This is a genomic window from Cellulomonas sp. T2.31MG-18, assembly GCF_964266755.1.
Classification (GTDB): Bacteria; Actinomycetota; Actinomycetes; order Actinomycetales; family Cellulomonadaceae; genus Cellulomonas.
On sequence record NZ_CAXWGW010000001.1, the window covers coordinates 746,406 to 761,671 of the forward strand.

At 73.5% G+C, this 15,266-nt stretch carries 14 protein-coding genes; 6 read left to right on the top strand and 8 right to left on the bottom strand.

Annotated features, from left to right (window positions below):
• Nucleotides 1-84: 84 nt before the first annotated feature.
• From ACFQTY_RS03470 to ACFQTY_RS03485, 4 genes are all read right to left on the bottom strand, one after another.
• Nucleotides 85-327, bottom strand: a complete 243-nt coding sequence (locus ACFQTY_RS03470; RefSeq protein WP_378097320.1) for a hypothetical protein — start codon at nucleotides 325-327, stop codon at nucleotides 85-87.
• Nucleotides 308-1,030, bottom strand: coding sequence for a signal peptidase I (locus ACFQTY_RS03475; protein ID WP_378097323.1), 723 nt, complete (start codon nucleotides 1,028-1,030; stop codon nucleotides 308-310). Before ACFQTY_RS03475 ends, ACFQTY_RS03470 begins: the two co-directional genes overlap by 20 nt.
• Before the next feature lie 5 nt (nucleotides 1,031-1,035).
• Nucleotides 1,036-1,728 (bottom strand): TasA family protein, encoded by a 693-nt coding sequence (locus ACFQTY_RS03480; RefSeq protein WP_378097326.1) that lies wholly within the window; start codon nucleotides 1,726-1,728, stop codon nucleotides 1,036-1,038.
• A gap of 242 nt (nucleotides 1,729-1,970) precedes the next feature.
• A complete protein-coding gene (locus ACFQTY_RS03485; RefSeq protein ID WP_378097329.1) occupies nucleotides 1,971-4,043 on the bottom strand; it encodes a putative bifunctional diguanylate cyclase/phosphodiesterase in 2,073 nt (690 codons plus the stop codon).
• A 152-nt stretch (nucleotides 4,044-4,195) separates the two neighbouring features.
• On the opposite strand from ACFQTY_RS03485, the gene msrB reads away from it, so the two are divergent.
• Nucleotides 4,196-4,600 carry a peptide-methionine (R)-S-oxide reductase MsrB gene (msrB, locus tag ACFQTY_RS03490; protein ID WP_378097332.1) on the top strand — a complete coding sequence of 135 codons (405 nt, stop codon included), beginning with the start codon at nucleotides 4,196-4,198 and terminating at the stop codon, nucleotides 4,598-4,600.
• Between the two features lie 105 nt (nucleotides 4,601-4,705).
• Nucleotides 4,706-5,479 (top strand): NERD domain-containing protein, encoded by a 774-nt coding sequence (locus ACFQTY_RS03495; RefSeq protein ID WP_378097335.1) that lies wholly within the window; start codon nucleotides 4,706-4,708, stop codon nucleotides 5,477-5,479.
• 27 nt (nucleotides 5,480-5,506) lie between these two features.
• Here the strand turns inward: ACFQTY_RS03495 and ACFQTY_RS03500 are convergent, their stop codons facing one another.
• Nucleotides 5,507-6,973, bottom strand: a complete 1,467-nt coding sequence (locus tag ACFQTY_RS03500) for a sugar porter family MFS transporter (protein WP_378097338.1) — start codon at nucleotides 6,971-6,973, stop codon at nucleotides 5,507-5,509.
• A 199-nt stretch (nucleotides 6,974-7,172) separates the two neighbouring features.
• Here ACFQTY_RS03500 and ACFQTY_RS03505 point away from each other — a divergent pair, with 199 nt between their 5' ends.
• The 3 genes from ACFQTY_RS03505 to ACFQTY_RS03515 all read left to right on the top strand — a co-directional run bounded on the left by ACFQTY_RS03505 (nucleotide 7,173) and on the right by ACFQTY_RS03515 (nucleotide 9,694).
• Nucleotides 7,173-7,772, top strand: a complete 600-nt coding sequence (locus ACFQTY_RS03505) for a hypothetical protein (protein ID WP_378099087.1) — start codon at nucleotides 7,173-7,175, stop codon at nucleotides 7,770-7,772.
• Nucleotides 7,773-8,062: 290 nt separating this feature from the next.
• On the top strand, nucleotides 8,063-8,683 hold the full coding sequence (locus ACFQTY_RS03510) for a DUF47 domain-containing protein (RefSeq protein ID WP_337973611.1): 621 nt from the start codon (nucleotides 8,063-8,065) through the stop codon (nucleotides 8,681-8,683).
• A 6-nt stretch (nucleotides 8,684-8,689) separates the two neighbouring features.
• The gene (locus ACFQTY_RS03515; protein ID WP_378097342.1) at nucleotides 8,690-9,694 is read left to right on the top strand and encodes an anion permease; all 1,005 of its coding nucleotides are present in this window, start codon (nucleotides 8,690-8,692) and stop codon (nucleotides 9,692-9,694) included.
• A gap of 45 nt (nucleotides 9,695-9,739) precedes the next feature.
• Here the strand turns inward: ACFQTY_RS03515 and ACFQTY_RS03520 are convergent, their stop codons facing one another.
• The 3 genes from ACFQTY_RS03520 to mshD are packed head-to-tail and all read right to left on the bottom strand — an operon-like array spanning nucleotide 9,740 to nucleotide 13,963.
• Nucleotides 9,740-10,711 carry a histidine phosphatase family protein gene (locus ACFQTY_RS03520; protein WP_378097345.1) on the bottom strand — a complete coding sequence of 324 codons (972 nt, stop codon included), beginning with the start codon at nucleotides 10,709-10,711 and terminating at the stop codon, nucleotides 9,740-9,742.
• A complete protein-coding gene (locus ACFQTY_RS03525) occupies nucleotides 10,708-12,951 on the bottom strand; it encodes an RNA degradosome polyphosphate kinase (protein WP_378097349.1) in 2,244 nt (747 codons plus the stop codon). Before ACFQTY_RS03525 ends, ACFQTY_RS03520 begins: the two co-directional genes overlap by 4 nt.
• A 46-nt stretch (nucleotides 12,952-12,997) precedes the next feature.
• Nucleotides 12,998-13,963: a mycothiol synthase gene (gene mshD / locus ACFQTY_RS03530; protein ID WP_378097352.1), complete on the bottom strand. Its 966-nt coding sequence runs from the start codon at nucleotides 13,961-13,963 to the stop codon at nucleotides 12,998-13,000.
• A 150-nt stretch (nucleotides 13,964-14,113) separates the two neighbouring features.
• Between mshD and ACFQTY_RS03535 the strand changes: the two genes are divergently transcribed.
• Nucleotides 14,114-15,235 carry an NAD(P)-binding domain-containing protein gene (locus tag ACFQTY_RS03535; RefSeq protein WP_378097355.1) on the top strand — a complete coding sequence of 374 codons (1,122 nt, stop codon included), beginning with the start codon at nucleotides 14,114-14,116 and terminating at the stop codon, nucleotides 15,233-15,235.
• Nucleotides 15,236-15,266: the final 31 nt, after the last annotated feature.

Genomic DNA, 15,266 nt, shown 5'->3' on the forward strand with positions numbered 1-15,266 from the left:
CCGGTGGAGGGCCGGTGTCCCGCCCTCCGTCGTCTGCCGCCGGGTGAGGAGCCGGCGCGGACCGGGCGGGACCCGCACCCTGCGCTAGGGGATGGTGGGCGTGGCGGTGACGTCTCCGCTCACGCTGCCGCTGTCCGTGTAGATGGCGCCCGTCGTGGCGACGACTCGCGGTCCGAGGATCGCCGCGAGCGCGAGGGCGAGGACGACGACCAGCCGCAGCCAGCCCGTCCGGCCCGTCGGGAGGAAACGGGGCTCGCCAGGAGCGCGTCCCCGCGGGGTGGTCCCGCTCGGCGACGGGGGCGTGGGCTCAGTCGAGGAGGAGCTCATCGTGCGGCCCTCTCGCTCGGGAACGGCGGTGCCCGTCGTGGCCCCTGGCCTCGAGGATGCTGAGCAGCTCGAGCACGCCGAGCGCCACGAGCGGCGGCACCAGCATGGTCGCACGTCCCTGCGGCGACCCGGCCCAGAGCAGCACCCGGCCCCACCCGTGGTGCCAGCCCAGCACCACGCCTCGTACGCGGCTGACCGGCGTCGCGTCGGGGTCCGGGCTCTTGTTCGCATCGCCCTGCGTGATGATGTAGGGCTGCAGGATCGGGTTGCCGTTGGAGTCCAACCGGGGGACCGCTCGACCACCCGCCGTCTGCGTCATGGCCGGCAGCTTGTGCAGCTCGACGATCCGGTGGGTCACCAGCGTCTGGCTGCCCACCGGTCGGAACGTCACCACCTGGTCGACCTTGAGCTGCGACTCGTCCGTGATCGCCTTGAGCACCACGACGTCACCGGCCACGAACGTCGGCGCCATGGAGCCCGAGGTGACGATGAGCAGTCGCTGACCCTGCAGCTGGAACGACAGCGGCACCGCCAGGGTGGTCGCGTACGCCAACGTGCCGAGCACGACCACCGTCCACAGGACCGCCGAGACCGCCACCCGCCAGCGCGGTCGGTGGGACCGCCGCCGCCGCCGGATCGCAACAGGGGTGGGCACTCGTCGATCGACGAACGCCGACTCCTCCGCGCCGGTGAGCTGGGTCATCCCGATCAGTTGTTGACGGTCTGCTCGGAGTCGATCCGAAGGTGCAGCTTGGCGCTGGTCGCCTGGTAGATGTTGGTGGCGTTCTTGTCGAAGGTCAGGCGGACGCAGAGCGTCTCGCTGTTCCCGCCCTGCGTACCGGCCGACAGGTCCCGGTCGCCGGTCTGCGCACCGGTGGTGGGGTCGCCGACGATCTTCGCTGCCGTGGCGTCGCTGACCGCGACGGTGCCGAGGGTGGTCACGGAGCCCAGCGGCGTCGTGCTCGCCGGCACCGCGGCACAGCTGGCGTTGGCGCCCAGGGGCAGGATCGACAGCGACAGCATGTTGCGCAGGTCACCGGCCCCGGTCGGCGGGTTCTGCGTCGTGCTCTCGGACCAGTAGGAGACGGCGTACCGCAGGGCCAGCGAGCCGGAGTTCGTCACGACGAGCGGTGCGTTGACGACGTCGCCGGGCGCCACGTTGCCGGCGTTGAGCGCCAGCGTCGAGGTGGGGTCCGTCGGGTCCAGGGTGACGACGACGGTCCCGGAGAGCAGGTCGCCCGCGACGGAGTCCGTGTCCGTGAACACCGCGCTCGTGGTGAGCGACGTGACCCCGACGCCGACCAGGGTGAAGACCCCGATGGTCGTCCAGAGCCGCCACCTGCGCGCACCGTCACGGCGCGGCGGCTCGGGGTCGATCATCTCCTGGAGCAGTTCGTCCATCGCGAGCGGGTCTCCTCGAAGGCGGGCATCGACGTGCGACACGTCCGGTCGTCGATCCCTATCGACGCGCACTGCGCGGTTCTTGAGTACTTCGGCCGGGGTTTCACTCTATCGGGCGGCCGACGGCGCTCCGGCACCGGTCAAAAGGGTCATAACCGTCGCAGATCGACCGCGGGCGCGGCGCCGCCTACCGGCCGGACGGTCCAGGCGGTCGACCCGGCCGCGGCGTCCGGGCAGCGGGGTCAGGCAGGCCGGGAGGCGGCGGGCCGTCGACCCCGGCCGCTCGGGACGCGCTGGCCCGGCAGCCGCACCTGCACCGGCAGCTCGGTCGGCGCCGCGGGCCTGGCGTAGAAGAAGCCCTGCGCCTCGTCCACACCGAGGCGCGCGAGGATCGTCGACGTCGACTCGTCCTCCACGCCCTCCGCTACCACCCGCAGGCCGAAGGAGTGGGCCAGGTCCACCATCGCCTGCACCACCACCTGCGAGCCCTCGCGGGTGTCGTCCCGCAGGTCCGCGATGAACAGGCGGTCGATCTTCAGCTGGTCCACCGGCAGGTCCCGCAGCTGGGAGATCGACGTGTTGCCGATGCCGAAGTCGTCGATCGCCACGCGGACGCCCATCCCGGCGAGCCGCTGCAGAACCGGGATCACCCGGGACCGGTCGGAGACCAGGGCCGTCTCGGTGATCTCCACCTCGAGCTGTCCGACCGGCACGTGGTACCGCTGCAGCAGCGTCTCGATCAGGTCCACGACGTGGTCCGTCGCCACGTCGTGCGCCGACAGGTTGACCGCGACCGGCGTGGTGGAGCCCTGCCCGTTCCAGGCGGCCAGCTGCCGGATCGACTCCTCGAGGGCGAACCGGGTGACCACGTGGATCAGCCCCGACTGCTCGGCGAGCGGGATGAACGAGCTCGGCAGCAGCAGCCCGTGCTCCGGGTGCCGCCAGCGGATCAGCGCCTCCAGACCGACCGTCCGGCCGGATGCGAGGTCGATCTTCGGCTGGTAGTGCATCTCGAGCTCGGTGGACGCCCCGGACTCGGCCTGCTCGAGGGCCCGGTGCAGGTCGCCGAGCAGGATCAGCCGGGCGGGGGACGAGTGGTCGTCGTCGGCGTCGTACACCTCGACGCCGGTGCGGTGCGTCTTGGCGGCGTACATCGCCACGTCGGCGGTCCGCATCAGGGACGACGCGTCGTCGGCGTGGTCCGGCAGGCACGCGACGCCGATCGACGTCTCGACGTGCAGCTCCATCCCGCCCAGCCGGAACGGGGCGCCGAACACGTCGCGGACGCGGCGGGCCAGGCGTGCCGCGTTCTCGATCGTCCGCACGTCCGGCAGCAGGATCGCGAACTCGTCGCCGCCCAGCCGGGCCACCACGTCCTCGTCGCGCAGGGAGTGCCGCAGCCGCTCGGCCACCAGCTCGAGCAGCTCGTCGCCGCGGTCGTGGCCCAGGGTGTCGTTGATCTCCTTGAACCGGTCGATGTCCAGCAGCACCAGGCCGACGCGGGTGCCCTCGTCACGGGCCTGCTGGATGCCGCGGCGCATCCGGTCCGCCAGCAGCCGCCGGTTGGGCAGGCCGGTCAGCGAGTCGAGCAGCGCCAGGCGGGCGTTCTCCAGCGCGGTGTTGTGCAGCCGCTTCGACGTCGAGTGCACGGTGCGGAACAGCAGCAGCCACAGCAGCACCAGGCCGCCGACGACGACGTACGTGACCGTGCGGACGGCGTCGGCCAGGGACTGCTGCGACACCGTCTGGTCGATCATCACCTCGGCCGCGCCGATGATTGCGTCCTTGGGCTGCACACCGACGCTGGTGGTCGGGTCGCTGGTGTCGCCGGCGCGCACGGGGACGTACACGTCCAGCACCGGCTGCTCGGTCGAGGCGAGCGCCGAGCCGCCGGGCACCCGTCGCACGTCGGTGACGATCTGCGCGTCCGGCTCGCCGGAGGCCCGCATCCGCTCGAACCGGGTGTTGTCCGGCAGCCCCGTCGTGGTGTTGCGGGCCGTCGAGTACATCAGCCGGCCGTCGATGCTCCACAGCCGCAGCTCGACCAGCTTGTCCTTGAACCCCGAGGTCGCGGCGGTGACGGCGGCGCGCTGGCTGTCGTCGAGGATGCCGGTGCGGAACATCTCCGCGTTGAGCGGTGCGACCGCGTACGAGCCGACGGACGACGCCGTCACCGTGCCGAGCCGCACCGCCTGGTGCCGCATCACGGACGAGGACACCCACACGAGGGCACAGCCCAGCAGCGTGGTGGCGACGAGGCTGACCACGACGAAGTATCGGGTCAGGCTCGAGCGTCGTCGGGCTGCTCGTGGCACGGGGACCTCGCGGGACGGCGGGGGGCGCCCGGCGGGGCACCTGTGGACAGGGTATGGCGTGGTCCGGCCACCGGGCGATAACCGCGGACATCCGCGGCGGGGAACGTCACGGTCCGGCCGGGTGTTGCACGGGCTGACGCGAAGGAGGCGTGATGACCTACCAGGTGGACAAGAGCGAGCAGGAGTGGCGGCTGCAGCTGGAGCCCCAGGAGTTCGCCGTGCTGCGGCAGGCCGCGACCGAGCGGCCCTGGACCGGCGCCCTGCTCGACGAGCACCGCGAGGGTGTGTACCGGTGCCGGGCGTGCGGTGCGGAGCTGTTCCGCTCCGACACCAAGTTCGACTCGCACTGCGGCTGGCCGAGCTTCTTCTCCCCGCTCGCCGGTGACCGCGTGGAGCTGCTGACGGACCGGACCCTCGGGATGGTGCGGACCGAGGTGCGGTGCGCGCGGTGCGGCTCGCACCTGGGCCACGTGTTCGACGACGCGCCCCAGACGCCGACCGGTGACCGCTACTGCATGAACTCGGTCAGCCTGACGTTCGAGCCGACGCAGGGCTGAGGTCCCGGGTGAGCCGGCACCGGGTGTGCAGAACAGCACATCCGGTGGCGGACGCGCCGGTCCTCCCACCTCACGCACAGGCCGCGCGATGCCGATAATCAGGTCGTGGATGATCTGCTGACCGTGCGCCGCTGGCGCCGCTACGGCGCGGACCGTCTGTACGTCACCCAGGACAGCGGCCGTCCGGTCGGCTCGGTCGACCTGCAGTCCGGCGAGGTCGTCGCCGCCGACCCGGGCATGGAGAACGAGCTGCGACGGGCCGCCCAGGAGTTCCTGCGGGCCGACGTCACCGAGCTGGTGCTCCCCGCGACCACCGTCCGCGCGCAGGAGGACCTGCGCCGGCTGGACGCCGCGATCGAGGAGTGGCTCGGCAAGAGCGTGCTCGCCACCGGTTCGGCCGCGCAGCGCGGCAGCTCCGTCGCGCAGCGTCTGGACCGGCTGGCCGAGGAGGGCTGGGAGACGGTGCACGACGTGCCGCTGGGCCGCCAGGGCAGCCTCGTCGAGCACCTGCTGATCGGTCCCGGTGGCCTGTTCACCGTCACCGAGCGCCGGCACCCGGGCGAGCGCGTCCGCGCCCGCGGCCGCACGGTGACCGTGTCCGGTCAGCCCGTCGCCTACCTGCGCGACTGCCGGCTCGAGGCGGCCCGCACGCAGGACCGGCTGATGGCGGCCGGCTGCGCGCAGATCCACGTCCGCGGCGTGCTGGTGCTGCAGGGCGAGCTGGACCTCGACGTCGCCGCCACCAGCCCCAGCGACCCGCTCGCCGTGCCGCGCAGCGACGTGCCCGCCGTCTTCCGACGGATGGAGCCGGTGCTGGACGAGGCGCGGGTGGCCGCGCTGGCCAAGGTCGCCCGCCGGCGCACCACCTGGATGGGCTGACCGCCCCGACCGTCCGCTACGGCTGCTCTACGCCCGGGCTGCCGCGCTGTGCGCGCGCGACTCCTGCCGCGACGTGTGCAGCGACTCCATGTCCTCCAGCTGGACGCCCTTCGTCTCCGGGACCCGCACCAGCACGAACACGAACGACACGGCCGCGAACACCGCGTACAGCACGTACGGCACGCTCGGTCCGAACTGCGACAGCAGCTGCGGGAAGCTGACCGTGATGGCGAAGTTGGCCAGCCACTGCGCCGAGGCGGCCACGCCGAGGGCCGCCGCACGGATGCGGTTGGGGAACATCTCGCCGAGCAGCACCCACACCAGCGGGCCCCACGTCGCGCCGAAGAAGACGACGAAGGCGTTCGCGGCCACCAGCGCCGTCACGCCCCAGCCGTGGGACAGCGTGACGTGCTGGGCGCTGCCGCCGGAGTGGGCGAACGCCAGGGCCATCAGGCCGAGCATCGCGGCCATGCCGGCGGACCCGACCAGCAGCAGCGGACGCCGGCCGAGCCGGTCCACCAGCGCGATGGCGATCAGGGTGACCAGCACGTTGGTCACCGAGGTGAGCGTGGAGAACAGGAACGACTGCTGCTCGCCGAACCCGACGGCCTGCCACAGCGTCGTCGAGTAGTAGAAGATCACGTTGATCCCGACGAACTGCTGGAACACCGACAGCAGGATGCCCACCCACACCACGCCGAGCAGGCCCAGCACCGGCCCGCGCAGGGTGACGCGCTGCTCGGCCTTCCGGTCCGCCCGGATCGTCTCCCGGATCAGGTCCACCCGGCGGCCGGCGTCCTCGTCCGGACCCAGCACGCTGGCGAGCACCTCGCGCGCCTCGTCGTGCCGACCCTGCGCCACCAGGTAGCGCGGCGACTCCGGCAGCCGCAGCGCGAGGAAGCCGTACACGGCCGCCGGGATCGCGCAGACGCCGAACATCCACCGCCAGGCGGGGAAGCCGAGCCACAGGTCGTGCGAGGCGCCGCCGGCGGACGTCGCGAGCAGCTGGTCGGACAGCAGCGCCGCGAAGATGCCGAGCGTGATGGCGAGCTGCTGCAGCGAGCCGAGCCGCCCGCGGACGCCCGCCGGGGAGATCTCGGCGATGTACGCGGGGGCGATCACCGACGCGATGCCGATGCCGACACCGGCCAGCACCCGCCACAGCGCCAGGTCCCAGGGGGTGACGGCCAGCCCCGACAGGATCGAGGAGGCGAAGAACAGCACCGCGCCCAGCAGCATCACGCGGGTGCGGCCCCAGTGGTCGGACAGCCGCCCGCCGAGCCACGCGCCGAGCGCTGAGCCGAGCAACGCCACGGCCACGACCAGGCCGGTCACCACCCCGCCGAGGTGGAAGTGCGCGGTGATGGACTGCACGGCGCCGTTGATCACCGAGCTGTCGAACCCGAACAGGAAGCCGCCGATCGCCGCCGCGACGGCCAGCCCGATGGCGGCCTTGTGGTGGGCAGGACGTGGGCGGTCGCTCGGGCTGGACATGTGGGGACCCCCTGCGGTCGTGGTGTTGTGACCTTCACCCTCCGTCCGCATCTGCGCAGGCGCACGCCGAGCCGCGGCGTCGGGCGAGGACGACCGGCGCGGGCAGGGCGGGTCCGCGCGAGGGATGATCGGCGCCGTGCCCGACGACAACCGCAACGGACCGACCGGCCCCGGTGCCCCCCGCCACCACCGACCGGTGCTGGTCGACCCCGCCTCCACCGACGGGCTGGCCGACCCGTCGGACGCGCGCCTGCGCGAGGAGGTGGCCCACACCACGGCGCAGCTGCTGGTGCACCGCGGGCGCGCCAGCGAGGACCCGCAGGTGCTGGCCCGGCTGACCGCCCTGGTCGAGACGGAGGGCCTCGACGTGGTGGCCGACCTGTGGTCGCACAGCCCGGCGGGGACGCTGCCAGGGGCGCTGTGGCGGCTCTACGTGCTGCGCGAGTGGGTGCGCCGGGACCCCGGGACGGTGGCCGACCGGTACCGGCAGGGCATGGCGGTGGCGCCGGTGCAGGACGCGGTGGCCGGCGTGGTGTCGCCTCCCGGGCCGGAGGACGTGCGGCGCGCGGCCGACGAGGTGCTCGGCGGCGTGTACTCCGGCGACCTCGCGGTGGCGCTGGAGCGGGCGGCGGCGTTCTGCCGGGTGCTCGCCGCGGGCGCCGCCCTGGACGCCGACCACCTGGACCTGGCCGACCCCGATGCGGCCGCACGGCAGACGCACGGCGCGTCCGCCCTGCTCCGGACGGCCGACGAGCTGGCCGACGACGCCCGCTCGTGGCGGGCCGGCACGCTCGACTGACGGGCCGGCCCGGCGACCCGTCCGGACGCGTGCCTAAGATGGAAGGGCGTCGGGTCGCGGTAGCCCCGGGCTCCACTTTTCGCCGCTTCGAGCGGCCACGCGCCGAGAGGCGCTCTGCGGCCCGACGCACCCACTCCTGCAGGCCCACCTGCCGCGCCCACGGCCGCTCGCCCGCGCACATCACCTGCACGTAGCAGACACCCGGCGTCCATGTCCCGGTCGGGTGCCGTTAGGCTGTCGGACGTCCGAGCGGCTCGCCCGGGCACCCCATTCCTCGACCGGAGCCTGCCGTGCGCCTGCGCCTGACACCGCGCGAGAACTCGTACTACGACCTCTTCGCCGCCCAGGCACAGCACCTGGTGACGGGTGCGAACCTGCTGGGCGAGATGCTCGGCGCCGATCGCGCCACCCGCAAGGAGATCGGCAAGCGCTTCGCCGAGGCGGAGCACCAGGCCGACGAGGCGACGCACACGATCATGCGTCAGCTGAACCTCACGTTCATCACGCCGTTCGACCGGGACGACATCTACACGCTCGCCTCCGGCCTGGACGACTGCATGGACTTCATGGAGGAGGCCGCCGACCTCGTAGTCCTCTACAAGATCGAGGGCCTGCCGCCCCGCGTGGCCGACCAGGTTCAGGCGCTGCAGCGCGCCGCCGAGCTCACCGCCGAGGCGATGCCGCGGCTGCGGTCCATGAGCTCGCTGTCGGAGTACGTCGTGGAGATCAACCGGCTGGAGAACCAGGCGGACAAGGCGCACCGCAAGCTGCTGGCGCAGATGTTCGAGGAGATCTCCGACCCGATCCTGCTGATGAAGCTCAAGGAGATCGTCGAGAAGCTCGAGGACGCGGCCGACGCGTTCGAGCGGGTGGCGAACACCATCGAGACCATCGCCGTCAAGGAGTCCTGAGCCGCCGTGGAGGCCGTGCTCGTCGTCGTCGTCGTCGCGTTCGCCCTGGGGTTCGACTTCACCAACGGCTTCCACGACGCCGCGAACGCGATCGCCACGTCGGTGTCGACCCGGGCGCTGACGCCGCGCGTCGCGCTGATCATGGCGGCGGTGATGAACTTCGCGGGCGCCCTGCTGGGCACCGGCGTCGCGGAGACGATCGCCAAGTCGATCGTCGACCTGAAGGACGCGTCCTCGCACGACGCGCTGGTGGTGGTGGTGTGCGCCCTGATCGGGGCGATCGCCTGGAACCTCATCACGTGGTGGCTGGGGCTGCCGTCGTCGTCGACGCACTCGATCATCGGCGGGCTCGTCGGCGCCGGGCTGGCGGCCGGGTTCGGCGTCTACGGCAAGGCGATCGAGAACAAGGTCGTGCTGCCGATGATCGTGTCGCCGTTGCTGGGCTTCGCGCTCGGCTTCGCGGTGATGGTCGGCGTGCTGTGGGCGGTCCGGCGGCGTCCCCCGGCGCGCACGCTGCGCCGGTTCCGGCTGGCGCAGACGGTCTCGGCGGCGGCGATGGCCCTGGGCCACGGACTGCAGGACGCGCAGAAGACGATGGGCGTGATCTACCTGGCGCTGATCAGCGTCGGGTGGGCCAACCCGCACACGGGCATCCCGGTGTGGGTCAAGCTCGCGGCGGCCGGTGCGATCTCGGCCGGCACGTACTCCGGTGGCTGGCGCATCATGCGGACCCTCGGTCGGCGGATCATCGAGCTCGACCCCGCGCGCGGGTTCGTCGCCGAGTCCGTCTCGGCCGTGGTGCTGTACGTCAACGCGTTCGCGCTGCACGCCCCGGTGTCCACCACCCACACCATCACCTCGGCGATCATGGGCGTCGGCGCCACCAAGCGGCTGTCCGCCGTGCGCTGGGGCGTCGCCGGCAACATCGCCGTCGCGTGGGTGCTCACCATCCCGGCCGCCGCCGCCGTCGCGGCGCTCTGCTACGTGCTGCTGCGGCCGCTGATCGGCTGACGCCCGCTGGGCCGGACGGCGCCCGCTGGGCCGCGGGCCCGCGCGTCAGACGTGCCGGTGCCGCTCCGTCGCCACCACGCGCGGTCCCGGCGCCGTGTCCGCCACGTGCGCGACCAGGATCTCCCCGGGGTGCAGGAAGGGGTCCTGCGCCGGCAGGCCGTCGGCCACCTCGCGCCGCGAGTGCTCGGCGATCACGTCCATCACCGTGGCGAGCACCGGCCGGTGGGTGCACAGCGCCACGTCGTGGCGGCCACGCACCAGATCGGCCACCTCGGCGGCCACCAGGCCGGGGCTGGTGCGGTGGCCCGCCTCGGTGAGCACCGGCGAGGTCCGCACCGGGATGCCGGCTGCCTGCGCGTACGGCCGCACGGTGGCCGCGCAGCGCAGCCACTCGCTGGAGACGATGCCGGTCACCCCGAAGGCGGAGAGCAGCGGCACCAGGTGCTCCGACTGCCGTACGCCGTCCGGCGTCAGGGGCCGGTCGGCCTCCGTCCCGGTCCACCCGGCCCGCTTGCGGGCCGACCCGTGCCGCACCACCACCACCGCGCGCGTGTCCAGCCGGCGCTTGGCGTAGGAGTCGATCAGGGCGTCGAGCGGGGCCATGTTGGACGACCGCGTCAGCTGCCGGGCAGCGTCCGGGGCGTCGAACCACCGCACGTCGTTGATCTCCGTGCGGGCGGCCGGCGGCACCGGCTCCCGCGCGTGCACCGCCGGAGCGTCCGAGCGCCCGGCCACCTGCGCCGCCCAGTAGTGCACCCGCTTGATGCGGCCGTCGCGCAGCCTGTACTCCTGCGGCGGCAGCGGCATGCCGAGCACCACGTCCTGCGCGATCTCCTCGGCCACCTCGCGGGCCGCGGCCTCCACCGCCGTCTCGTCGGCCTCCAGCTTGCCCTTGGGCCACGACCAGTCCCGGTACCGGGGCCGGTGCACCAGGGCCACCTGCAGCCTGCCGCGACGCACCCGCCACACGAGCGCGCCGGCCGCCTCGACGACGACCGGCGCAGCGACTGCCTTCACTGGCCGAGCCCGGGCCGGCGCCGCTGCCGGGCGATCAGCACCGCCTGCACGTCCGCCAGCGGCCCCTCGGGACCGGTCGAGTGCCGTTCCCACGCGCCGTCCGGCAGCAGGTGCCAGGACGAGATGCCGTCGCCCATCTGCAGGTCGATCAGGTCGAGCAGCTCCACGACGTGGTCCGGGTCGGCCACCCGCACCAGGGCCTCGACCCGGCGGTCGAGGTTGCGGTGCATCAGGTCGGCGGAGCCGATGAACACCTCGGGACCGGCGAAGTCGAACCCGTCCTCGGGGGTGCCGTCGGCGTGCGCGAACGCGAAGACGCGCGAGTGCTCGAGGAACCGGCCGAGGATCGAGCGCACCCGGATCGTCTCCGACAGACCCGGGACGCCGGGCCGCAGCGCGCAGATGCCGCGGACGTTGATGTCGATGGGCACGCCGGCCATCGAGGCGCGGTACAGGGCGTCGATCGTCGCCTCGTCCACCATCGAGTTGACCTTGATCTTGATCCACGCCGTCCGGCCGGCACGGGCCGAGGCGGCCTCGCGCTCGATCCGCTCGATCAGCCCGGCACGCACCGAGCGGGGTGCGACCAGCAGCCGGTGGAACCGCGACTTCGGGGCGTAGCCGGACAGCTGGTTGAACAGGCGGGTCAGGTCCTGACCCACCTCCGGGTCGCAGGTCAGCAGGCCCAGGTCGGTGTACAGGCGCGCCGTCTTGGGGTGGTAGTTGCCGGTGCCGACGTGGCTGTACCGGCGCAGGCCGTCGCTCTCCTGCCGGACCACCAGCGACAGCTTGCAGTGCGTCTTCAGCCCGACGATGCCGTACACCACGTGCACGCCGGCCTGCTCGAGCTTGCGCGCCCAGGAGATGTTGTTCTGCTCGTCGAACCGGGCCTTGATCTCCACCAGAGCCAGCACCTGCTTGCCGGCCTCGGCGGCGTCGATCAGCGCGTCGACGATGGGCGAGTCGCCCGACGTCCGGTACAGCGTCTGCTTGATCGCCAGCACCTGCGGGTCGGCGGCGGCCTGCTCGAGGAAGGCCTGCACCGACGTGGAGAACGAGTCGTACGGATGGTGCAGCAGGATGTCCCGCGCGCGGATGGCCGCGAAGATGTCCGTCGGCGTCGCCGACTCGACCTCCGCCAGGTGCCGGTGGGTGGTCGGCACGTACGTCGGGAAGTGCAGGGACGACCGGTCCAGGTCCGCGATCAGGTTCAGGCCGGTCGCGTCCAGCGGGGCCGGCAGCTCGTAGACGTCCTCCTCGGACATCGCCAGCTCGCGCACCAGGAGCTTGCGCACGCGGGCGCTGGTGCCGGCTGCGAGCTCGAGCCGCACCGGCGGGCCGAACCGGCGCCGCAGCAGCTCCTTCTCCATCGCCTTCAGCAGGTTCTCGGCGTCGTCCTCCTCGACCTCCACGTCCTCGTTGCGGGTGACGCGGAAGGTGTGGAACTCCTGGATCTCCATGCCCGGGAACAGGTAGTCCAGGTGCTGGGCGATGACGTCCTCGACGGGGACGAAGCTGGTGGGCCCCTTCTCCACCGCGGCGGTCTGCAGGTCGGGCGCGCTCGGCCGTCCGGAGGCGTCCACGGCGACGTACCGGGGCAGCAGCGGCGGCACCTTGACGCGAGCGAAGTGCTCCTTGCCACTGGTCGGGTTCACCACCGAGACGGCCAGGTTGAGCGAGAGCCCGGAGATGTACGGGAAGGGGTGCGCCGGGTCGACGGCCAGCGGGGTCAGCACGGGGAAGATCTGCCGGCGGAAGTACTTGTGCAGCCGGTCCTGCTCGGCCTCGCCCAGGTCGTCCCAGCGGACGATGGTGATGCCCTCGGCGGCCAGCGCTGGCTGCACCTGCTGCACGAACACCTGCGCGTGCCGGGTCATCAACGTGTGCGCGCGCTCGCTGATGGCCTCGAGCACCTGCCGCGGGGACAGGCCGGAGGCGGCCGTGACGGCGATGCCGGTGGCGATGCGGCGCTTGAGGCCGGCCACCCGCACCATGAAGAACTCGTCGAGGTTGGACGCGAAGATCGCCAGGTACCGCACGCGCTCCAGCAGCGGGACCGTCGGGTCCTCGGCCAGCTCCAGCACCCGCTGGTTGAACGCCAGCCAGGACAGCTCCCGGTCGAGGAACCGGCCCTCCGGCAGCGGGGTGGTGTCCACCGGGACCACCGGCATGGCGGAGGTGTCCAGGTGCTCGGCGATGGTGGCCGCCAAGGAGTTCTGGAGCACGGTCGCGTCGCTCATGCGCCCATCGTGGCACCCTCGCGCGGGTCCGGTCCGGCGGCGCCCGTCAGGCCGGGGCCGTGCCGGGTGCGCCGGGGGCCGCTCGATCCGGCCGGGCACCCTCGTCCGTCTGAGGGGGTCCGTACCGCACGTCGACCACCACCGGCTCGAAACCGGCGCGCCGGTAGGTGCGCACCGCCCGGTCGTTGTCCCCGGACGTCCACAGCACCACGGCGGTCAGCCCGCGCTCGGCCAGCACCCGCAGGCCCAGCGCCGTGAGCACACCGCCGAGGCCCGCGCCCTGCGCGTCCGGATCGACGCCCACCACGTACAGCTCCCCGACCGGCTCCGGCTCGAGGTCGCCCGCGGGGTGCACCTTGGTCCAGACGAAGCCGACCGGCGCTCCGGCACGTTCGAGCAGCAGCAGCCCGGCCGGGTCGAACCACGGCTCCCTCTCCCGGGCCAGCACGTCGTGACGCGTCCAGCGGCCCTGGTCGGGGTGGTCGGCGAACGCCCGTGCGTTGAGCCTGACCAGGGCGTCCTCGTCCTGACCGGGCACGAACGCCCGCACCCGGACACCGTCCGGCAGCGCCGGCGCGGGCGGCGGGACCGGCAGCACCGCGCGCATCCGCCACAGCTGCTCCACCGGCACCAGTCCCGCCGCTGTCGCCAGGGCCCGCGCCGCGGGCAGGTCCCCGTGCGCCCACACCAGCGGCGGCCGACCGGCGATGCGGCGCGCGGCGGCGAGCAGCTCGCGGCCCACCCCGTGGCCGCGGGACGGCGGGTCCACCACCAGCTCGACCAGCGGCGCGGCCCCGTCGTCCAGCGCCAGCTGGGCGTACCCGTGGAGCTCGGGGACGCCAGGCTCGTGCACCAGCAGGTGCCGCACGGGCGCCTCGGGGTCGGTCAGGCGCAGCAGGGGCTCCTCGGACAGCGGCGCGATGCCGTCCGCCGCCTCGGCACGGGCCGCCAGCGCGCGCACCCGAGCGGCGCTGGCCGCCGGCAGGGGACCGGTCAGCTGCTCGGGGTGCATGGGGCGATCCCATCACGGGGCGCGCGCGGACGGCAGGGGCGCCGGGGGCTGGGTTACCGTGGGCGGGCGATGGAGTCCACGCCCGCCCCGCCGTCCGGGTCGCGCCGGTCACGGCGTTCCGGGCCACCTGCGGGACCCCGCACCGTCGACGTGGACGTCGTGGTGGTCGGCGCCGGGCAGGCGGGGCTGTCGGCGGCCTACCACCTGCGCCGCACCGGTCTGGTCGCGGTCGGCTCACGCGGCTGGGAGCAGGCGCGGGCGACGTTCGTGGTGCTCGACGACAACCCGCGGGCCGGCGGCGCCTGGCAGCACCGCTGGCCGGCGCTGACCATGGCGGCGGCGCACCGGGTGCACGAGCTGCCCGGCATGCCGCTGCACGTGCCCGACGAGTCCGAGCCGGCGGCGCAGGCGGTGCCGTACTACTTCGCGCAGTACGAGGACGCGTACGACCTGCAGGTGCAGCGTCCCGTGCGCGTGGAGCGGGTGGCCGACGACGGCGGCGGCCGGTTGCTGGTCCGCAGCCGGGTGCTCGACGGGTCCGACGCGCAGGTCGTCTGGCGCGCCCGCGGCCTGGTCAACGCCTCCGGGACGTGGCAGAAGCCGTTCTGGCCGGCGTACCCCGGGCGGTCGACGTTCGCCGGACGGCAGCTGCACACCCACGACTTCCGCACGCCGGAGGAGCTGGCCGACGGGCCGGTGGTGGTGGTCGGCGCCGGCACCTCGGCGGTGCAGCTGCTGCTGCTGATCGCCCCGCTCACGCCGACCACGTGGGTCACCCGGCGGCCCCCGCAGTGGATCGACGCCGAGTTCACCCCGGAGCACGGTCGCGAGTCGGTGTCCCAGGTGGACGCCCGCACCCGGGCCGGGCTGCCGCCGGCGAGCGTCGTCAGCGTCACCGGGCTGCCGCTGACGGCCGCGTACCGCGCCGGCATCGAGTCCGGGGTGCTGCGCGCCCGGCCGATGTTCGACCGGATCGTCCCGGACGGCGTCGAGTGGGACCACCCCGACGACGCCGGCGAGGGCTGGGTCACCGGCCCGGCCCACGTGGCCGCCCGCACGCTGCTGTGGGCCACCGGCTTCCGCGCGTCGCTGGACCACCTGGCGCCGCTGGGGCTGCGGGCGCCGGGCGGCGGGATCGTCATGGACGGCACGCAGGTGGTGGCCGACCCGCGCGTCCAGCTGGTCGGGTACGGGCCGAGCGCGTCGACGGTGGGGGCCAACCGCGCCGGCCGGGAGGCGGTGCGCAACCTGCGGCGGACGCTCGCGCTGTAGCCGACCGCGACGGGGCTGCCGCGCCCCGCAG